At 73.3% G+C, this 20027-nt stretch carries 14 protein-coding genes; 4 read left to right on the top strand and 10 right to left on the bottom strand.

Annotated features, from left to right (window positions below; translation table 11 throughout):
• Window positions 1-57 precede the first annotated feature (57 nt).
• From OIM89_RS21460 to proB, 4 genes are all read right to left on the bottom strand, one after another.
• Window positions 58-582 (bottom strand): hypothetical protein, encoded by a 525-nt coding sequence (locus OIM89_RS21460; RefSeq protein ID WP_030698023.1) that lies wholly within the window; start codon window positions 580-582, stop codon window positions 58-60.
• 57 nt (window positions 583-639) lie between these two features.
• Window positions 640-1914 (bottom strand): glutamate-5-semialdehyde dehydrogenase, encoded by a 1275-nt coding sequence (locus OIM89_RS21455; RefSeq protein ID WP_047138475.1) that lies wholly within the window; start codon window positions 1912-1914, stop codon window positions 640-642.
• Window positions 1915-2001: 87 nt separating this feature from the next.
• Complete coding sequence (locus tag OIM89_RS21450; RefSeq protein WP_047138474.1) at window positions 2002-2505, bottom strand: hypothetical protein; 504 nt, start codon at window positions 2503-2505, stop codon at window positions 2002-2004.
• A gap of 199 nt (window positions 2506-2704) precedes the next feature.
• On the bottom strand, window positions 2705-3826 hold the full coding sequence (gene proB / locus OIM89_RS21445; RefSeq protein WP_030698020.1) for a glutamate 5-kinase: 1122 nt from the start codon (window positions 3824-3826) through the stop codon (window positions 2705-2707).
• Between the two features lie 654 nt (window positions 3827-4480).
• Here proB and OIM89_RS21440 point away from each other — a divergent pair.
• The 3 genes from OIM89_RS21440 to OIM89_RS21430 all read left to right on the top strand — a co-directional run bounded on the left by OIM89_RS21440 (window position 4481) and on the right by OIM89_RS21430 (window position 9262).
• The gene (locus OIM89_RS21440; protein ID WP_264491800.1) at window positions 4481-6499 is read left to right on the top strand and encodes a hypothetical protein; all 2019 of its coding nucleotides are present in this window, start codon (window positions 4481-4483) and stop codon (window positions 6497-6499) included.
• A gap of 216 nt (window positions 6500-6715) precedes the next feature.
• A complete protein-coding gene (locus tag OIM89_RS21435; RefSeq protein ID WP_217465904.1) occupies window positions 6716-7876 on the top strand; it encodes an acyltransferase family protein in 1161 nt (386 codons plus the stop codon).
• A gap of 279 nt (window positions 7877-8155) precedes the next feature.
• A complete protein-coding gene (locus OIM89_RS21430) occupies window positions 8156-9262 on the top strand; it encodes a CDP-alcohol phosphatidyltransferase family protein (protein WP_264491538.1) in 1107 nt (368 codons plus the stop codon).
• 78 nt (window positions 9263-9340) lie between these two features.
• Here OIM89_RS21430 and obgE read toward each other — a convergent pair whose 3' ends face one another.
• The 6 genes from obgE to OIM89_RS21400 all read right to left on the bottom strand — a co-directional run bounded on the left by obgE (window position 9341) and on the right by OIM89_RS21400 (window position 18493).
• Window positions 9341-10786 carry a GTPase ObgE gene (gene obgE, locus OIM89_RS21425; protein ID WP_023419482.1) on the bottom strand — a complete coding sequence of 482 codons (1446 nt, stop codon included), beginning with the start codon at window positions 10784-10786 and terminating at the stop codon, window positions 9341-9343.
• A 197-nt stretch (window positions 10787-10983) separates the two neighbouring features.
• Window positions 10984-11238, bottom strand: coding sequence for a 50S ribosomal protein L27 (gene rpmA / locus OIM89_RS21420; protein ID WP_003948028.1), 255 nt, complete (start codon window positions 11236-11238; stop codon window positions 10984-10986).
• 14 nt (window positions 11239-11252) lie between these two features.
• Window positions 11253-11573, bottom strand: a complete 321-nt coding sequence (gene rplU / locus OIM89_RS21415) for a 50S ribosomal protein L21 (RefSeq protein WP_003948029.1) — start codon at window positions 11571-11573, stop codon at window positions 11253-11255.
• Window positions 11574-11855: 282 nt separating this feature from the next.
• Entirely contained in the window at window positions 11856-16232 is a 4377-nt protein-coding gene (locus tag OIM89_RS21410) for an Rne/Rng family ribonuclease (protein ID WP_226965207.1), read from the bottom strand.
• 237 nt (window positions 16233-16469) lie between these two features.
• Window positions 16470-17261 (bottom strand): TIGR03936 family radical SAM-associated protein, encoded by a 792-nt coding sequence (locus tag OIM89_RS21405; protein ID WP_030698015.1) that lies wholly within the window; start codon window positions 17259-17261, stop codon window positions 16470-16472.
• Window positions 17262-17503: 242 nt separating this feature from the next.
• On the bottom strand, window positions 17504-18493 hold the full coding sequence (locus tag OIM89_RS21400; protein WP_047465301.1) for a tellurite resistance/C4-dicarboxylate transporter family protein: 990 nt from the start codon (window positions 18491-18493) through the stop codon (window positions 17504-17506).
• Between the two features lie 96 nt (window positions 18494-18589).
• Between OIM89_RS21400 and OIM89_RS21395 the strand changes: the two genes are divergently transcribed.
• A complete protein-coding gene (locus OIM89_RS21395) occupies window positions 18590-20017 on the top strand; it encodes a recombinase family protein (RefSeq protein WP_175458190.1) in 1428 nt (475 codons plus the stop codon).
• Window positions 20018-20027: the final 10 nt, after the last annotated feature.

The following is a 20027-nucleotide window of genomic DNA, read 5'->3' as shown; positions in this document are numbered from 1 at the left end:
CGTGCGGGCCGCCGGTAAACGCCCCCGTTGGGGCGCGCGTCGGCTCGGCCGCCCGCGTCACGGGTCCAGAGGTGCCGCCGAGGCGGCCGGACGGGTGAACCCGGCATCCGCGGTGGGGTCGGCGCCGGTGGTGGCGGGCGGCGGGGTGGAGCGGTCGCCGGAGGCGGCGGAGCCCCGGTAGACGGCGCTGAAGGCGAGCGCGATCATGCCGATGCCCATCAGCAGGGCGAGGAGCCAGGCGATGGGCCGGTGCCAGCTGACCCGGGTGGGGTGCAGCGCGGCGTCGTCGGCCTCGCTCGGGTCGTAGTCCTCGTTCACCGCCGGGTCGGGGCCGAAGGGCTGGGCGGCCTCGTAGTAGGCGTCACGGGTCCTGGTGCGGGCGCGGCGCGCCTCGGCCTCCGCCCGGGCGTGGGCGGCGGCGACCAGCCGCTCCACGGCGGTGGCTTCGTGGAACTCGGCGGCCCTGATGAAGTCCTCGTCGAAGACCACGGAGGCGAACGCGTCGTCCGCGCCTCCGCGGTCGTGGTCGTCGTCGGGCTGTCGGCCGTCCGGAAACGGCGAGCCCCCCACGTCCTCCGGCACGGGACCAGAGTAGACCTGGGGGGCGTTTTTGGGCAGACCGTGGGGCAAGTCAGGGCATCAGCGGATGTGCCCGTCCCCGGTGAGGATGTACTTGGTGCTGGTCAGCTCGGGAAGGCCCATCGGGCCCCGGGCGTGCAGCTTCTGCGTGGAGATGCCGATCTCGGCGCCGAAGCCGAACGCGCCGCCGTCGGTGAAGCGGGTGGAGGCGTTCACGGCGACGGTGGTCGAATCCACCCTCTGGGTGAACCGGCGGGCCGCCGCCTGCGAGGTCGTGACGATCGCCTCGGTGTGCCCGGAGCTCCAGCGGCGGATGTGGGCGACGGCGTCGTCGAGGCTGTCGACCACGGCGGCGGCCAGGTCGTACGAGAGGTACTCGGTGGCCCAGTCCTCGTCGGTGGCCTCGACCACAGTGGCCTTGGAGTCCCCGGCGAGCTCCCGGACCCGCGCGTCGCCGTGCACGGTGACCTGCGCCTCGGCGAGGGCGTCGAGGGCGCGGGGCAGGAAGGCGGCGGCGATGTCCCGGTGGACCAGGACGGTCTCGGCGCTGTTGCAGACGCTGGGGCGCTGGGCCTTGGAGTTGACCAGGACGTCGACGGCGGTGTCCAGGTCGGCCTCGGCGTCGACGTAGACGTGGCAGTTGCCGGTGCCGGTCTCGATGACCGGGACGGTGGACTCCTCGACGGTGCGGCGGATCAGGGCGGCGCCGCCGCGCGGGATCAGCACGTCGACCAGGCCGCGGGCGCGCATCAGCTCGCGGACCGAGTCGTGGGTGTCGCCGGGGACCAGCTGCACGGCGTCGGCGGGCAGCCCGGCGGCGGCCACGGCGTCGCGCAGGACGGCGACGAGGGCGGTGTTGGACTCCTTGGCGGAGGAGGAGCCGCGCAGCAGGACGGCGTTGCCGGACTTGAGGCAGAGGGCGGCGGCGTCGACGGTGACGTTGGGACGGGCCTCGTAGATGATGCCGACCACGCCGAGCGGGACGCGGACCTGGCGCAGGTCGATGCCGTTCGGCAGGGTCGAGCCGCGGACCACCTCGCCGACCGGGTCGGGCAGGGTGACGATGTGGCGCACGTCGGCCGCGATGGCGCGGACCCTCTCGGTGGTGAGGGTGAGGCGGTCCACGACGGAGGCGGCGGTCCCGGCCTCCTCGGCGCGCCGGACGTCGCCCGCGTTGGCGGCGACGATCTCCTCGCTCCGCGCCTGAAGGGCGTCGGCGACGGCGCGCAGGGCGTCGTCCTTGACCGCGCGCGGCAGCGCGGCGAGGTCGGCGGCGGCTTCCTGGGCGCGGCGCCCCGCGAGGGTGACGGGGCTGGTGGCGTCATACGTCGTCATGGCCGCGAGCCTACGTCGCCGTGTGCCCCGTCCCGGAGCGCGTTTCAGGATGCGAGAGGCGTCCTGGACGGCGGGCGGGGCCGGGGTTCAGTAAGGGTGGACGCCGATCGGCCTGGCCGGGGGCGGGCCGTACCCCTCGGCGATGCGCTGGTGGTAGGTCTCCCGGTCGATGACCTCCAGGCCGACGATCTCCCAGGGCGGGAGCCCGGCGGTCTGCCGGTGCTCGCCCCACAGCCGCAGGGCGACGGCGGCGGCGTCGTGGAGGTCGCGGGCCTCCTCCCAGTACCGGATCTCGGCGTGGTCCTCGGCGTAGCGGCTGGTCAGCAGGAAGGGGTGGTCGTGGGCGAGCTGTTCGAGCCCGGCCCGTACCTCGGCCAGCGGGGTGGTCTGTCCGGCGGCGCTGAGGGTGACGTGCCAGAGCCGGGGGCGTGGCCTGCCGTCCTGCTCGTCGGCGCCGGGCACGGCGCGGTCGCCGGGCCGGACGCTGCTGAGCGCGCGCTGGTCCCCGGTCCCCCGGCGGGTCGGGGAGGTGCTGTTCGCGCGGGACCCCGGCCCCGGGCGCCCTCGTCTCACGGCGGCCTCCTGCCACATCGACGTCCCGACCGACTCTTCGCTCCGGGGCGGTGTCGGCCCGCCGCGAAGTCTGTCCGCTTCAAAGTGGAACAGGCGCGGTGGTCCCGTGTGGCGGTTTTGCGGAACCTCCCCGCGCGCGGGCACGCGTTTCGGCCGCCCCCGTCCTCCGTACGGCCGAGCGCGTGAGCCGTGCGGGCCGGCGCGCCCCAGGGGCGTCCTAGAGAAGAACCAGGTCGTCGCGGTGGACGATCTCGCGTTCGTAGGCGGGTCCCAGTTCCCGGGCGAGGTCGCGGGTGGACCGGCCGAGCAGACGGGGGATCTCGGTGGCGTCGAAGTTGACGAGGCCGCGGGCGACGGCGCGGCCGGTGGCGTCGCGCAGCTCGACCGGGTCGCCGGCGGTGAACTCCCCCTCGACCGCCTCGACCCCGGCGGGCAGCAGCGAGGTGCGCCGCTCGACGACGGCGCGGACGGCTCCGTCGTCGAGGGTGAGGGCGCCCTTGGGGGTGGAGGCGTGCTGGAGCCAGAGGAGGCGGCCCGCGGAGCGGCGGCCGCGCTGGTGGAAGTGGGTGCCGGTGGGGTGTCCGGCGAGGGCGTCGGCGGCCTGGCTGGCCGAGGTGAGGACGACGTCGATGCCGGCGTTGGCGGCGATCTGGGCCGCCTCGACCTTGGTGACCATGCCGCCGGTGCCGACCCCGGCCTTGCCCGCGCTGCCGATCTCGACACCTTCGAGGTCCTCGGGGCCGTGCACGTCCTGGATGCGGGAGCTGGTGGGGCGGGCCGGGTCGCCGTCGTAGAGGCCGTCCACGTCGGAGAGGAGGACCAGCAGGTCGGCGCGGACCAGGTGGGCGACGAGGGCGGCGAGCCGGTCGTTGTCGCCGAAGCGGATCTCGTCGGTGGCGACGGTGTCGTTCTCGTTGACGACGGGGAGCGCGCCGAGGGTGAGCAGCTGGTCGAGGGTGCGGTAGGCGTTGCGGTAGTGGGCGCGGCGGCTGGTGTCGTCGCCGGTGAGCAGCACCTGGCCGACGCGGACGCCGTACCGCGCGAAGGAGGCGGTGTAGCGGGCGACGAGCAGGCCCTGGCCGACGCTGGCGGCGGCCTGCTGGCGGGCGAGGTCGCGGGGGCGGCGCGGGAAGCCGAGCGGGGCGAGGCCGGCGGCGATGGCGCCGGAGGAGACGAGGACGATCTCGCGGGTGCCGCCGGACCGGGCCTTCGCGAGGACGTCGACCAGGGCGTCGACGCGGTCGGCGTCGAGTCCTCCTGACGCGGTGGTCAGCGAGGAGGAGCCGACCTTCACCACGATCCTGCGGGCCTGAGCCACACCTTGCCTTGCCGCTGCCACGCGCTTTCCCCAATGGTCTTGACCTGCCCGGTACCCGGACGGTGCGCAATCTACGCGAGAGCCCCGCCGGGCCGCCTCCGCGTTCCGAGGGGCGGGACCGCGCGGACCGGCCCGCGGAACCGCTCCCAGGGCGCCGGGGCGGCACCTCCGGTTGTGATCTTCATCAAACCTCCACAGATACGTTCCGTGACCGGCGGGCGGCACCTGCCCGCCCGCGCATCGCCACCCGCCCTTCACCGCACCCCAGGTCATACGGTGACCGGAGCCACAGGCGGAAGCCTCAAAATGCCCACAAAACGCCCCAAGGCGACGACTCACACCAACTTCTTCACAGACGACGGAGCGTGACCACGCCACGTCGTGCACACGATCTGGTCACGAGACCCACAACAAACAGTCAGCTTTCTCTCACATCGTCTTCACGTATAACGCACAGGTATGCCGCACGCGGGCCGTAGCGTGGTCTGATCCGAGCCCATTACCGAGGACTCACCCTCGCCGTTGACCAGCAAGCCCAGGCCACGCCGACATCCCCCACTCCCGCCGTCGCGTGCCGGACCTGACTGGAGAGAGTGCACCTTGTCTACGATCCCCCCTGCCGCCCCGCGCGCGGCTGCCGCTCTGCGGAAGTCGGCCCGGCTGCTGCCGCCCGCCGTGCTGGCCGGCGCCTTCGTCGCCCAGGTCGTCGGAGCCCTGCTCCCCAACACCCTGCTGCTGGCCGTCGCCACCGCGGTCGGCCTGGCCACCGACGCCGCTCTGCACCGCTGGCAGCGCCGCACGGTGACCCTGCTGGCGAAGGCCCACGCCGATGTCACCGTCCGCCAGCTGCTGCGTGACCTGCTCCTGGTCGTCGGCCTGCTGCGGATAGAGCAGCAGAGCCAGGAGTCGGTCTTCCTGCCCGTGGTGATCGGCCTGCTGGTCCTCTACGCCCTGCACTTCACCGTCCAGGCGGTGTCGGTCAAGGTCCGCCGGAGCCGCACGCTGCCGTTCGTCACCCGCAACATCGACGCCTCGGCCCTGCGTCTCAGCTCCGCCCCGCCGAGCCTGCTGACCCGTCGCGCGGGCCACCGGCTGCTCGCCTTCGGCGCGCCCGCGACGCTCGGCCTGCTGGTGACCGCCATCGTCGACGACGGCCTGCCCTCCGCCGTCGGCGTGGCCGTCTCGGTGACGCTGATGGCCGTCGGCCTGGTGCGGCTGGCACTGCACCTGCTGCCCTCGCGCCGCCCGGTCTCCGAGGCGGAGGCGCTGGCGTGGCTGGACGCCTGGCTCGCGGAGTACCGGCCCACCGTCGGCATGTACTTCTCCGGCGGCACCACCTCGGCGTACCAGGCCAACATGTGGCTGGAACCGCTGGCCGCGCTGGACGGGCGGCCGGTGATCGTGCTGCGTGAGCGCTTCATGGTGCAGAAGATCGCCGCCACCGACATCCCGGTGATCTGCCTGCCCAAGGTGGCCACCCTGATGCGGCTGGAGCACTCCACCCTGCGCATGATGATCCACCCGGCCAACTCCGGGAAGACCTCGCAGATCCTGCGCGTGCCCACCATCAAGCACGCCTTCGTCAACCACGGCGAGAGCGACAAGCTCTCCTCCTGCAATCCCTACGCCAAGGCGTACGACGAGGTCTGGGTGGCGGGCCCGGCCGCGCGCGAGAGGTACGCCCTCGCCGACGTCGGCATCGACGACCGGGACGTCGTGGAGGTGGGCCGCCCCCAGCTCGACCCGGTCCTGCCCTACGCGGGCCCGCCCACCGGCACGTACACGACCGTGCTGTACGCCCCCACCTGGGAGGGCTGGGACGGCAACCCGGGCAACACCTCGGTGGTCCTGGCCGGCGAGAACATCGTCCGCGCGCTGCTGGCCGACCCCGGTGTCCGGCTCCTCTACAAGCCGCACCCGATGACCGGCTCGGTCGACCCGCGCGCCGGCGCCGCCAACGAGCGCATCCAGGCCATGATCCGCGAGGCCAACCGGCGCCGCCCGGCCACCTCCGGGCCCACGGTCGACGCCGCCGAACTGGCCCGCCGCACCGCCGAACTGGAGCGGGCCACCAGCTCCTCCTTCCGCGCCGCCGCCGACGACGTGGAGCGGATGCTCGCGCAGGGCGAGCCGGACTCCGGCCGGGCGGCCGAGGTCGAGCGGGCCACCGCCGCCTGGGACGCCGCGTACTGGGGCTCCTTCGACGAGGCCCAGCACCAGATCATCACCGCCGCCCGCCCCGGCATCTTCTCCTGCTTCAACCAGGCCGACGTCCTCATCAGCGACGTCTCCTCGGTCGTCTCCGACTGGCTCGCCAGCGAGAAGCCGTACGCCGTGGCCAACACCAGCGGGATGACCGAGGACGAGTTCCGCGCCGCCTTCACCACGGTGCGCGCGGCCACCATCCTCGCCCCGGCCGGCGACGGCGTCCCGGGTCTGCTCGCCGCGGTGCGCGACCCTGGCCAGGACACCCTGGTGAAGGACCGCGCCGAGCTGAAGCTGCATCTGCTCGGCCCCTCCGACCCGCCGTCGGTCAGCCGGCTCCGGGACGCGGCGCGGGCGCTGGAGCAGAAGACGCTGCTCCGCGGCACGGCCCGCCCGGAGGCCCCCGCCTCCGGCATCCCCACCCAGCGCGACCACCTGGCAGCCGCCGACACGGCCGCCCCGGCGGAGGCGGCACCCTCGCCGTCCTGAGCGAAAAGCGGTACAGCACACCCCCGGAGGGGCCCGGTGAGAACCGGGCCCCTCCGGGCTTTTTCCGGCCACTTTCCCGCCGTCCGGGGACCACTTCGGCCCCGGCTGGGCGACGCGGCCGCATTTGCGAGCGCGCGGCGGCTCCGCTCACACTGACGTCCCCACGGACGGCGCACCCGGCGCCGGGCCCGCGACAACAGAACGGAGGGAGCCCCCGTGCCCCCCACCTCCCTCGGCACGGCCCCCGGCGCCACCACCCCGGCCGACGGCACCGCCCCCGCGGCCAAGCCCCCGGCCGCCGCTCGCGACCCCTTCTTCGACAACGCGAAGTTCCTCGCGATCGTCCTCGTCGTGGTCGGCCACTCCTGGGAGGCGCTGCGCGACGACAACCGCGTCCTGGCCGCCGGCTACCTCCTGCTCTACGCCTTCCACATGCCGGCCTTCACCCTCATATCCGGCTACTTCTCGCGGAGTTTCCGCCACGAGCCGCGCCAGCTCAAGCGCCTGGTCGGCAGCGTCCTGGTGCCGTACGCGGTCTTCGAGATCGCCCTCAACGTCTTCCGGGCCTGGGCGGACGGCGAGGAGCTGAAGATCAGCCTGCTGCACCCCTGGTACCTGACCTGGTTCCTGATGGCGCTGTTCATCTGGCGGCTGACCGCGCCGCTCTGGCAGCAGGTCCGCCACCCGTTCCTGCTCTCCACCGCCATCGCCGCGCTCGCCTCGATCGACCCCTGGATCGGCCCGGACCTCGGTCTCCAGCGGGTGCTCCAGTTCCTGCCGTTCTTCGTCCTCGGCCTGAGGATGCGCCCCGAGCACTTCACGCGGCTGCGGGACCGCCGGGTGCGGATCGCCGCCGTCCCCGTCCTCGCGGGCGGCGCGCTGGTCGCGTACTGGGCCGTGCTGCGGATGAACCCGGACTGGTTCTACCGCCGTGACGCCGCCCAGGACCTCAACGCCCCCTGGTGGGCCGGGGTTTCGATGACGGTCGGGATGCTCGTCTGCTCGCTGGTGCTCAGCTTCGCCTTCCTCGCCCTGGTGCCCAGCCGCCGCACCTGGTTCACCGCGCTCGGCGCCGGCACCCTCTACGCGTACCTCCTGCACGGCTTCCTGGCGAAGGGCGCGCACTTCTGGGGCTGGTACGACAACGACTTCTCGGGCACCGTCCTCGGCGCGGTCACCATCAGCGCGCTGGCGGCCGTCCTCGCGGTCGTCCTCACCACGGCACCGGTCCGCCGGGTCTTCCGCTGCGTGATGGAACCGAAACTCGACTGGCTCTTCCACGACCCCGCGCGCCCCTCGGACGCCCCCAATACCCCAAGCGGTGGGGGGTCGTCCACTTCCCCCGGCCGACGGGACGGTGAACAATCGGCACTATGACTTATGTCACGCGGGGCCAAACGCAACCTGAGCGGAAGCCAATAGTCCATTCAGGACAAAGAGCCGCATAAATCGGCGACGGTGATCCGTAGTGGTCTCAGGGCGTCAACTCGGCGCCCACGCAGGCGATCACGGCTGGGCTAGTCTTTCGGCGGCCTCCTCCACTGAGAGACGCCGGTCCCGATGCCCCTGCGCCGTCCGCCGCAGCCGCACGGCCTCCGGCATGACCACGGCCGCAGGCCTTGTCTGGACCCACCCCACGGGAAGATTGCTGACTCCATGGAAATACCTCCGCTCTCCGAAGTGCGTCGCCTGACCGAGAAGAAGCGCGACGCCTGGTGGACGGTGCTGCTGGTCGACCCGGTCGCCACCCCGCTGGTCCGCTGGACGGCCAAGTACGCCCGCTGGGTGACGCCCAACCAGATCACCTGGGCGGCCCTCTTCCTCGGACTCGGCGCGGCGGCCTGCTTCGCGCAGGCCGACTGGATGTGGCTGATCATCGGCGCGGTCCTGTACCACGTCAGCTTCATCCTCGACTGCATGGACGGCAAGCTCGCCCGGCTCACCGGCCGTGGCTCGGAGTTCGGCGGCTGGCTCGACTACGTCTTCGACCGCATCCGCGTGCTGGCCTGCGCCGTCGCCCTGATGGGCGGCCAGTACTCGCGCACCGGCGACGTCGTCTACGTGTGGCTCGCCCTGGTCGTGGTCTTCCTCGACATGCTGCGCTACATCGACGCGCTCCAGATCTTCAAGGTGCGCCACAGCATGCGCAAGAAGATCAAGGCCCGCGCCCGCGCCGCCCGCCGCAGCATGGAGAACCAGCACCCCGACAGCGTCGAGCAGGAGCAGCGCGACGAGCTGCACTTCATGGAGGACCTGCTCCGCGACAACCCCGCGGCCGACATCGACAACACCCACGACGAGCTGGCCGAGCAGGTCACCACCGGCCAGGTCTCCGCCACCGCGGACGAGCAGGAGAACGCCGACGGCACCGCCGCCCCGGCCCGCGAGAAGGTCGTCGTCGACCTCCACCAGGAGTTCAAGAGCCGCTTCCCCTGGTACGGCAAGTTCCGCAGCCTGCTGCTGCGCCACCGCATCCGCGCCCACCTCATCAGCGGCATCGAGTTCCAGATGGGCGTCTTCATCGTCGGCCCGCTCTTCGGCGCCGTCCTGCCCGTCACCATCGGCAGCGGTGTCCTGCTGATGGTCTTCGAGCTGGCCATCATCTACAAGCTGCTGCTCTCCACCCGGGACTTCGAGCGCACCCTCGCCAAGTACCCGGTGCCCGAGCCGGTGGCCGCCCCCGCCGAGGCGACCGTCCCGGCCCAGGCCGAGGCCCCCGCCGCCGAGCAGAACCAGAAGCAGGGCGACGACGCCCGCATCTGACCCGCCACCGCGCGGTACGTACGCCGAAGGGGCGGACCCCAGCTGGGGTCCGCCCCTTCGGCGTACTGCTGTCCGGGCTCAGCCACCCGCGAACGGGTGGAAGCCCTCGTACTCGTCCTGCGCCTCGTCGCGCGCGGCCTGCTTGTCGCGGCGGCGCTGGGCGGCGGGACGCTCGCCCTCCAGGCGGTGGTCCTCACCGCGGCGGCCGAGCATCTCGGCGCCGGCCAGCATGGTCGGCTCCCAGTCGAAGACCACGGCGTTGTCCTCGGGGCCGATGGCGACGCCGTCGCCCGCGCGGGCACCGGCCTTCATCAGCTCCTCCTCGACACCGAGGCGGTTGAGGCGGTCGGCGAGGTAGCCCACCGCCTCGTCGTTGTTGAAGTCGGTCTGCCGCACCCAGCGCTCCGGCTTCTCGCCCCGCACCCGGTACAGCGACTCCTCCTCGCGGGTCACCGTGAACCCGGAGTCGTCGACGGCCTTCGGGCGGATGACGACCCGGGTCGCCTCCTCCTTCGGGCGGGCCGCGCGGGCCTCGCCGACCAGCTCCGCCAGCGCGAAGGAGAGCTCCTTGAGCCCCTTGTGGGCGACGGCGGAGACCTCGAAGACGCGGTAGCCGCGTGCCTCCAGGTCCGGGCGGACCATCTCGGCGAGGTCCTGGCCGTCGGTCACGTCGATCTTGTTGAGGACGACGATGCGCGGACGGTCGTCCAGGCCGCCGTAGCTCTTCAGCTCCTCCTCGATCACATCGAGGTCGGAGACCGGGTCGCGGTCCGACTCCAGCGTCGCCGTGTCCAGCACGTGCACCAGCACCGAGCACCGCTCGACGTGCCGCAGGAACTCCAGGCCGAGCCCCTTGCCCTGGCTGGCGCCGGGGATGAGGCCGGGCACGTCCGCCACCGTGTAGACGGTCGAGCCGGCGGTGACCACGCCGAGGTTCGGGACCAGCGTGGTGAACGGGTAGTCGGCGATCTTCGGGCGGGCCGCGGAGAGCACCGAGATCAGCGAGGACTTGCCGGCGCTCGGGTAGCCGACCAGCGCCACGTCGGCGACGGTCTTCAGCTCCAGCACCACGTCGCCGGCGTCACCGGGCTCGCCGAGCAGCGCGAAGCCGGGCGCCTTGCGGCGGGCCGAGGCCAGCGCGGCGTTGCCGAGGCCGCCGCGGCCGCCACTGGCGGCGACGTAGGTGGTGCCCTCACCGATCAGGTCGGCGAGGACCTCGCCGTTCCGGTCGAGGACGACGGTGCCGTCCGGCACCGGCAGGACCAGGTCCTGGCCGTCCTTGCCGGAGCGGTTGCCGCCCTCACCGGGCTTGCCGTTGGTCGCCTTGCGGTGCGGGCTGTAGTGGTACTCGAGCAGGGTGGTCACGGACTGGTCGACGACGAGGACGACGTCCCCGCCCCGGCCGCCGTTGCCGCCGTCCGGGCCGCCGAGCGGCTTGAACTTCTCACGGTGGACGGAGGCACAGCCGTGGCCTCCGTTACCCGCGGCGACATGCAGTTCGACGCGGTCCACGAAGGTGGTCATGGAAGGTGCCTCCGATACGCACAGGGGAAAAACAGGGGTACTGATGGTGCTGCTGGTGCTGCTGGTGCTGCGGAGCACGGCGAAAAGCCGCCCTCCTCTTCAATTGTCCACAACAAGCGAAGGGCGGACCCCCTTCCCGTTCGGGGAAGTGAGGTCCGCCCTCGCGAAAAACCGCTGTCAGCTGCCTGGGAAGAAGATCAGGCGGCCGGAACGATGTTCACGACCTTGCGGCCGCGGTGGGTACCGAACTCCACCGCGCCGGCGTTCAGCGCGAACAGCGTGTCGTCCTTGCCACGGCCGACGCCCGCGCCGGGGTGGAAGTGGGTGCCGCGCTGGCGGACCAGGATCTCACCGGCGTTGACGACCTGACCGCCGAAGCGCTTCACGCCGAGCCGCTGAGCATTGGAATCGCGACCGTTCCGAGTGGACGATGCGCCCTTCTTGTGTGCCATGTCTCCTCAGTCCCTTACTTCGCAGCCGTGGGGATGCCGGTGACCTTGACCGCCGTGTACTGCTGGCGGTGGCCCTGGCGACGGCGGTAACCGGTCTTGTTCTTGTAGCGAAGGATGTCGATCTTCGCACCCTTGTGGTGGTCGACGACCTCGGCCTGGACCTTGATGCCGTCCAGCACCCACGGGTCGCTGGTGACCGACTCGCCGTCCACGAGCAGCAGGGTCGAGAGCTCGACCGTGTCGCCGACCTTGGCGGTGGAAATCTTGTCAACCTCAACGATGTCACCGACAGCAACCTTGTGCTGGCGGCCACCGCTGCGCACGATGGCGTACACGCGGATCTCACTCTCTGTCACTCAGAAAACGGACCTCTGAAGCCAGCCGCCCACACGGGCCCGCGAGGGGCCCGGGAAATCCTGGGAGGGACGAGCGGCCTCTCCCTGACAGGCGCTGCGAGCGCCGCATCGCGGGAGGAAGGTGCTCAGAGGGTGGCGCACAAACGCCGAGGGTAAAGGCTACGGGACCGCTGTCCCGAGGGTCAAACCGGGTCCCACCGGCTCACCTGGCGAGCGCGGGCCGGCCGGAACGATCCCGGCCGGCCCGCGCGGCCACGCTGCTCAGTCCTCGTCGGACTGGGCGGTGGCGGCCGTCTTCTTGGCCGCCGCCTTCTTGGTCGTGGCCTTCTTCGCCGGAGCCTTCTTGGCCGTGGCGGCCTTCTTCGCCGGGGCCTTCTTGGCGGCCGTCTTACGGGCCGTCGTCTTCTTGGCGGGCGCCTCGGACGCCGCCTCGTCCGAGGCCGCCTCCTTCGGAGCCGCCTCCTCGGCCGCCGCCGACTTGGCCGTGGCCTTCTTCGCCGTCGTCTTCTTGGTGGCGGCCTTCTTCGTGGTGGCCTTCTTCGTCGTCTTGCGGGCCGCCGTCTTCTTGGCGGGCGCCGCCTCGGCCTCCTCCCCCGCGGGGGTCTCGGCCGGGGCCTCGGCGGGGGCCGCCTCGGGTACGGGCTCCGGACGGTCGGCGGCGACGACCACCACGGCCGCCTCGGCCGACGCGGTCGGCGCCGACGCCTTGCGGACGGCGCGCCGGCGCGGCCGGGCCGGGGCCGCGGTGGCGGGAGCGGGCTCCGGCTGCGGCTCGGCCTCGGGCTCCGGGGCCACCGGGGAGGCCTCGGGCACCTCGGCGACCGGGGCGGGGGCCTCGGCGACCGGCTCACTCACCGGCTCGGCCGCGGCCGGCGCACCGGCGGGCGCGGAGGCCCGGCGGACGGCACGGCGACGGCCACGCTTGGGCGCCTCGTCCTCCTTCGGCACCTCGGCGGCCGGGGCCTCGGCGACGGGCGCCTCGACGACCGGCTCCGGCGCGGCGGCCGGCTCCTCGGCGACGGGCACGGTCTGCTCCGGCTCGGTGGCCGGGGCCTGCTCGCGGCCCGGCTCCTGGGAGCGGCGCGGCGTACCGGCGGGCGCGGAGGCCCGGCGGGTGGCGCGGCGGCGGTTGCGGCGGCCCGAGCCGGCGGCGGCCTCGGCCTCGGCGGCGCTGCTGTACAGCTCCTCGTCCGGGACGAACTCCGGCGCCGGCAGGGCGGCGGGCTCGGCCGTCTCGGCGGCGACCTCGGCCTCGGTCTCGACCTCGAAGCTCTCCGGCTCCGTCTCGTGGTCGTGGCCGTGGTCGTGCGTGTGGACGGTGTCCTCCTGGCCGCCCTTGCCGCGCTTCTTGCGCTTGCCGCCGCCACCGTTGCCGGCGGCCGGCTGGTCGAGGTGGACGATGACACCCCGGCCGTTGCAGTGGACGCAGGTCTCCGAGAACGACTCCAGCAGCCCCTGGCCGACCCGCTTACGGGTCATCTGGACCAGGCCCAGCGAGGTCACCTCGGCCACCTGGTGCTTGGTCCGGTCCCGGCCCAGGCACTCCAGCAGGCGGCGCAGGACCAGGTCGCGGTTGGACTCCAGGACCATGTCGATGAAGTCGATGACGACGATCCCGCCGAGGTCGCGCAGCCGCAGCTGGCGCACGATCTCCTCGGCCGCCTCCAGGTTGTTCCTGGTGACGGTCTCCTCGAGGTTGCCGCCCTGGCCGGTGAACTTGCCGGTGTTGACGTCGACGACGATCATCGCCTCGGTCTTGTCGATCACCAGCGAACCGCCCGAGGGCAGCCACACCTTGCGGTCCAGCGCCTTGGCGAGCCCCTCGTCGATCCGGTACGTCGCGAAGACGTCCGTCTCCGAGGTCCACCGCTGGAGCCGGTCGACCAGGTCGGGGGCGACCTTGCTGACGTAGCCGTGGACGGTCTTCCACGCCTCGTCGCCGCTGACGATGACCTTGGAGAAGTCCTCGTTGAAGATGTCGCGGACGACCCGGACCGTCATGTCGGGCTCGCCGTAGAGCAGGCTCGGCGAGCTGGCGTTGCTCGCGTTCGCCTTCTTCTGGATCTCCTGCCACTGGCCGTGCAGCCGCTCCACGTCGCGGCGCAGCTCCTCCTCGCTCGCCCCCTCGGCGGCGGTGCGCACGATGACGCCCGCGTCCTCGGGGACGATCTTCTTGAGGATGCTCTTGAGGCGGGCCCGCTCGGTGTCGGGCAGCTTGCGGCTGATGCCCGTCATCGACCCCTCGGGGACGTAGACGAGGTACCGGCCGGGCAGCGAGACCTGGCTGGTCAGGCGGGCGCCCTTGTGACCGATCGGGTCCTTGGTGACCTGCACCAGGACCGACTGGCCGGACTTGAGCGCCGACTCGATGCGGCGCGGGCCGTGGGCCATGCCGAGCGCGGCGAAGTTGACCTCACCGGCGTACAGCACGGCGTTGCGGCCCTTGCCGATGTCGATGAAGGCGGCCTCCATCGACGGCAGGACGTTCTGGACCTTGCCCAGGTAGACGTTGCCGACGTAGGAGGTGGCCTGCTCCTTGTTGACGTAGTGCTCGACGAGGACGTCGTCCTCCAGCACCCCGATCTGGGTGCGCTCGCCGCTCTGGCGGACGACCATCACCCGCTCGACGGCCTCGCGGCGCGCCAGGAACTCCGCCTCGGTGATGATCGGCACCCGGCGGCGGCCCTGCTCGCGGCCCTCCCGGCGGCGCTGCTTCTTCGCCTCCAGGCGGGTCGAGCCCTTGATGGACTGGACCTCGTCGGGGCCGGTACCCGGCTCGTCCTTCTTCCGCTCGCGCGGCTCGCGGACCTTGACGACGGTGCGCTCCGGGTCGTCCCCGGACGTGGCCTGCTCCGGCTCGCCCCCGCCGTCCCCGGCACGGCGACGACGCCGCCGGCGACGACGGCTGCTGCTGGAACCCGAGCCGTTGTCGGCGTCCTCGTCCCGGTACTCGTCGCGGCCCTCGTCCTCGGCCTGGTCGTCCTTCTCGTCCTCGGCGGCGCTGTCCTCGTCACCGGTCCGCGCGTCGGCGCCCTGCTCCTGCTGCTCGTCCTGCTCCTGCTCGTGGTCGGCGTCGCCCGGCTCACCGCGACGGCGGCGGCGGCCACCCCGGCGGCGACGGCGCGAGGGACGCTCGCCGTTCTCGTACTCCTCGTCGTCCCGGGCACCGTGCTGCTCGTCCTCGGCCTCGGTCTCGGCGGCCTCGGGCTCGGGGGCCCGCTCGGCCGGCTTCTCCCGCACCGGCGCGGCCTCCTGCGCCGGGGCGTCCTCACCGCGGCGGCGACGACGCTTGCGCGGCGCCTGCTCCTCGGCCTCCGGCTCGGGCGCGGCGGTGTCGGCGGCGGCCGAGGAGGCGGCCTCGGCGGCGGCGCGCTCCGGCGTCTGGAACATGGGCTCGGAGAAGACCGGCGCCTGGAAGACGGCGACCGCCGGACGGCGGCGCGAACCCCGCCCGCCCGACTCCTTCTCCTGGCGCTCCTCGCGGTCGCCCTTCGGCTGGTCGGGCTCGCTGAACAGCCCGCCCTTGCGGACCGGCTTGCGGCGGGCGCGGCGCGGCGCGGACTCCTCGGCGGTGTCGCCGCTGCTCGCTTCGGTGCTGCTGTCCTCGGCCACGGTGGGCTCCTCCGGCGTGCCTTCGGCCTCGGCAGCCACGGGGCTGGAGACGGGTGCGGAAACGCGACGAGTGGCACGACGGCGCGTACGGGTGGGGGCGGCCTCCTCGGCCGGCGCGGCGGACTCCGCCTCGGCGGCGGCGGGCTCCTCGGCCGCCTCCTCCTCGACGGGCGCGGGCGCGGCGGCCTCGGCGGGCCGGGTGGCGCGGCGGCGCTTACGGGCCGGAGCGGCGCTCTCCTCGACGGGGGCGGCCTCCTCGACGGGGGCGGCCTGCTCGGCCTGCTCCACGACCTCGGAGGTCCCGGGGGCACCGGCGGGCGCGGAGGCCCGGCGGGCGGCGCGACGGCGCGGGCGGGCGGGGGCGGCCTCCTCGGCCGGCTCCTCCGCCGGGGCCGCGACCTCGGCGGGCTGCGGTTCCGCCGGGCTCTCCACGGTGGTCTCCGCCTCGGCGGCGGGGGTTCCGGCGGGCGCGGTGGCCCGCCGGGTGGCACGGCGGCGGGGCCGCGCGGGGGCGGCCTCGACCGTCTCGGCCGGGGTCTCGGCGGCCGGCGGCTCGGCCGTCTTGGCCGTCTCAGCCGGCTCGGCGGCGGGCGCGTCCGGCGTACCGGCGGGTGCCCCGGCCGGTGCGGAGGCACGGCGGGTGGCGCGGCGGCGCGGGCGGGCCGGAGCGGCCTCGGCCGGCTCCTCCGCCTGAGCGGCGGCGGGCTGCGGTTCCGCCGGGCTCTCCACGGTGGTCTCCGCCTCGGCGGTGGGGGTTCCGGCGGGCGCGGTGGCCCGCCGGGAGGCGCGGCGGCGCGGGCGCGCGGCCGGCTCGTCGCCGGACGGCACCGCGGCGGCGGGCGCCTCGGTCTCAGCCGGTACCGGAGCCGGTATGGCCACGGCCTCGGTCCCGGCCTCGCTCCCGGCCGCCACGGGCGGTCCGGCGGGCCGGGAGGCGGCCCGCCGTCGCCGGCGCGGCGGCAGGGTGTCGCTGGGGCTGTCGTTGTCCACGTCCACGCCTTCGGCGGGATCGTTCGATCCGAGCATGCGGGGGTATCTCCCGTCACGCTCCCGGGCGCCGCGTCGAATCCGGTGGCGGTCGCCTTCGCGCGAAAGGTGCGCGGGACCGTCCTCCGGGGCGCGGGCGCCGCACGGGAGCTTCTCTGTCCTGTTCTCGCCGGTTCCGTACGCGTCTCGCGGGCGGCCTGGCGAAAGTCTTCTGGTCGGTGCGCTGCCCGACCCAGGTGGCTCCCGGATTCGAGGGCGGCGCTGCGGCGAGCGTCCCTACGCGGGACCCACCGCTGTGGTGGCCTGCGCGGCGGCGTGCGGGGCGCCCTCGGAGGGGGCGGCCTCGACTGCCTCGCGGTCGGGCGCGAGCGGATCGGTCACCGTGCCGGTCTCGTCGTCGAAAGGCCCCTGCGCCAGCCTGGTCACCGCAGCGGGGACCGGCGGCGCCAGGTCGGCCACTACTCGGAGACCGGACAGGACGTCGTCGGGTCGCACGGCGGGTGTCTCGTGCCGCACAACCAGCCGCAGTATCGCACAGGGCCGCGCCGACGGCCTATCATCCGGCTCGACCGAGGCATCGGCGACCTCCAGCGCGACCACGGCGGCGCGGGCGTCGAAGGTCCGCATGCCGTTCTTGGTGCGCCGCTGGACCTCGACCGTCTCCGCCGCCTCGAAGGCGGCGACGGCGGCGCGGGCCGCCTCGGGCTCGACCTGGTCGAGCCGCAGCTCCCAGACGGAGGCCTGGAGCCGGTCGGCGAGACCGGAGGTACGCGCCTCGACGGCGTCGGTGATGTCGAGCCCGTCGGGCATCGAGGCGTCCAGCAGTTCCCGCAACGTGGCGGGGTCGCGGGGCGCGGAGAGCCCGATCTCCAGGTACTCCGCCTCGCTGCCCGTACCGGTGGGCGCGGCGTTGGCGTAACTCACCTTCGGGTGGGGCGTGAAACCCGCCGAGTAGGCCATCGGCACCTCGGCGCGGCGCAGGGCCCGCTCGAAGGCGCGCTGGAAGTCTCGGTGGCTGGTGAACCGCAGGCGGCCGCGCTTGGTGTAGCGCAGACGAATCCGCTGCACCGTCGGCGCGGGCGGAGGCCCTACGGGCTGTCGCTTACCCAGTGTCGTTCAGTCCCTCGTGAGTGCGGTCGTACCACTACCTAGGGTACGCGCCACGCCGCCGGGAGGTTCCCGGGCCCGGCGCCTTCCCACGGCGGCAGGGGCAAGCGGGCGGTCCGCTCCGGCAGAGTGGCGTCGTCGGGAGCGCCGGACCGCCCGCTCACCCCCATGCTCGGCCCCGTCCCCGGCCCCCGCTCCCCCGGTTACGGCGTACGGCGCAACGCCCCTTCCGCCAGCCGCTTCGCCAGCCCCGCCGCCGCCAGCGCCCAGACCGCCACGGCCACCCAGAGCAGCACCCGCCCGAGGGGTTCGAGCCAGCCGGAGGTGGTGGGCCCGACCTCCCCGGCGGCGGTCAGCGCGGCCACCGCCGTCATCCCGAGCGGGAAGACGGTGGCCCACCGCCTGGGGTCGTACCCCGGCCGCGGCCAGCGCAGCTCGGCCACGGCGATCACCGCGTACCAGGCGAGGGCGGCCAGCAGCAGCACGAAGGTGACCGCCAGCAGCCAGGGCCGCAGCGGCTCGGCCCACCGCGGCGGCGCCCCGCTCGCCGCCGTCAGTTTGCCCGCGGCCAGCGCCGAGATGGCCAGCGCCCCGCACGCCACCCAGTGGTCCCCCGCCCCCTCCTTGAGCTGGTGGAAGTCGAAGTGCAGCAGCACCAGCACGTACAGCCCGAACCCCACGACCAGCAGCACCACCGCGACCGGCAACGGCCAGGTCACCCCTGTGGCGGCGGCCAGCGTCGCCCCCAGCACCCCGAGCGACTGCGTCGCGACACAGGTCAGATACGCCGAACCGGGCACCCGCCGCCCCAGCCGCCGCACCACCTGCGGCAACAACCCCAGCCAGCTCACCGCCGCCACCCCCAGCAACACCCACCCGACCCCCGTCCACCCCAGCAACACCGACCGCGTCCCCACCACAGCCGTCCCCGCCACCCCGGTCAACGAGGCCGCCGTGCGCGACTCCGCCCACCACTGCTCCCGCTCCCCGAAGAAGTGCCCCAGAAAAACCCCCACCAGCACCACCCACCCGACAGCCGCCACCCCGAGCAGCACACGGGACAACACCTCGGCCCCGACCAGATGACAACCGACGGAGACGATCCCGGTGGCCATCACGGCGGCACCGGCTACGGGGCCGATCGCCATGAGGGGCCGCTTACGCCTGGCGGCCGTCGCTGCGGGAGATGCCATGAAGCCACCTTCAGGCTGGCGCGAACCACCTGCCACTCGGCCGCGTCCTCCTGAAAGGTCCCAAGGCAGTCCGAAGTCCGCATATTCTCTTATTTCATGAAAGAAGCCACTCCCAGCCGCTTATGGTCGGCCGCCGACCTTGAACTTCTGGACGCACTGAAGAAGACCGGGGAAGCACTGCAGGCTGGCGCTCCTCGTGCACTGCTCTCCGTCCGCCTCTCCGTGCTGAGCAGCAACACCACCTCTCCGGTGCGGCAGGAACTCGATCTGCGGGTGCTGGCGAGGGAGCGCGGGTACCGCGTGGTGGGGGTGGCCTCGGATCTCCACGTCTCGGCCACCAAAGTCCCGCCGTGGAGAAGGAAAGAGCTGGGCGAGTGGCTGAACAACCGGGTCCCCGAGTTCGACGTCCTGCTCTTCTGGCAGCTCGACCGGCTGATCCGGTCCAGCGCAGACCTCTCAGTCATGATCGACTGGTGCGACCGGCACGGGAAGAACCTCGTCTCGCGGAACGACCCCATCGACCTAGGCACCGAGTCCGGCCGGGAGCTGGTCCGGCTGATGGGCAGCGTGGCCGAGATCGAGGGCGCTCGCGGTTCCGTCCGTACCGCCTCGCTCTGGCGCTACTCCCGTTCCCAGAAAAGCTGGCTCGTCGGAAAGCCTGCGTACGGCTTCACCGTCGTCGCGGAGGACGGCCGGTCGAGACTGGCCGTTCATCCGGAGGCCGCCAAGGCTCTGCACTGGGCCAGGCGGATGGCGCTGCGAGGCGTCTCTGCTCGGCGGATGGCCGTCTGCCTCAGACGCGCCGGCCTGATGTCCGACGGCCTGACCACCGCCACCCTGCTCCGGCGCCTACGCAATCCCGCCCTGCTGGGGCACCGCGTGGAGGAGGACAAGACCGGTGGAGGGCGCCGGTCCAGGTCGGTGCTGGACGCCTCGGGAGAGCCGATACGTGTGGCACCCGCGATCTTCACCGACGAGGAGTTCGCCGGGCTCCAGGAGGCACTCGACCGCAGAGCGAAGCGGCAGCCACCCCGCCACCGGGGCGGGACCACCCAGTTCGCGGGAGTGCTCGTCTGCGCCGACTGCTCGGGCAACATGACGGTGCAGACGACGAGGAACAAGGGGCGCGTCTACACGTACCTGCGCTGCTCAAGGTGCAGGAACGGGGGGATGGGCGCGCCGGACCCCGAGTCGGTGTACCAGCGGTTGGCCGAGGAGGCCATGAAGGCGCTCGGGGAGCTGCCCGTGCAGTGGCGGAGGTACGTTCCGGCAACCGGTGAGGACCAGGAATCCCGGTCCAGGTGGGAGGTGGCCGACCAGGGAAGGAGCCACCGTCAGGTCTGGGAGGAGGGCGGCCGGCAGGCGATGGCCGGAGACCTGCTGCGTGCGGGCGTCACCTGCGCGGTGCGGCGGACGCGGGCTCCCGGCACACGGGCTCCGTCCGTGGAGCTGGAACTCAGAGTCCCCGCCGACGCCCCCGCGCGGCTGGTCGTACGCGTCGAGGAGTTCCCGTCCGCGCCGTGACGAAAGAGCG

The sequence above is a fragment of the Streptomyces sp. BI87 genome (genome assembly GCF_025957665.1).
Lineage (GTDB): Bacteria > Actinomycetota > Actinomycetes > Streptomycetales > Streptomycetaceae > Streptomyces > Streptomyces albidoflavus.
This window is presented reverse-complemented; position numbering and strand designations above follow the sequence as displayed.

What these genes read in the sequence shown, in the direction of transcription:
- OIM89_RS21395 (WP_175458190.1), top strand. Translation starts at nt 18,590, where the DNA reads ATGAAAGAAGCCACTCCCAGCCGCTTATGGTCGGCCGCCGACCTTGAA.
- OIM89_RS21430 (WP_264491538.1), top strand. Translation starts at nt 8,156, where the DNA reads ATGGAAATACCTCCGCTCTCCGAAGTGCGTCGCCTGACCGAGAAGAAG.
- OIM89_RS21450 (WP_047138474.1), bottom strand. Translation starts at nt 2,505, where the DNA reads ATGTGGCAGGAGGCCGCCGTGAGACGAGGGCGCCCGGGGCCGGGGTCC.
- rpmA (WP_003948028.1), bottom strand. Translation starts at nt 11,238, where the DNA reads ATGGCACACAAGAAGGGCGCATCGTCCACTCGGAACGGTCGCGATTCC.
- OIM89_RS21400 (WP_047465301.1), bottom strand. Translation starts at nt 18,493, where the DNA reads ATGGCATCTCCCGCAGCGACGGCCGCCAGGCGTAAGCGGCCCCTCATG.
- OIM89_RS21455 (WP_047138475.1), bottom strand. Translation starts at nt 1,914, where the DNA reads ATGACGACGTATGACGCCACCAGCCCCGTCACCCTCGCGGGGCGCCGC.
- obgE (WP_023419482.1), bottom strand. Translation starts at nt 10,786, where the DNA reads ATGACCACCTTCGTGGACCGCGTCGAACTGCATGTCGCCGCGGGTAAC.
- OIM89_RS21410 (WP_226965207.1), bottom strand. Translation starts at nt 16,232, where the DNA reads ATGCTCGGATCGAACGATCCCGCCGAAGGCGTGGACGTGGACAACGAC.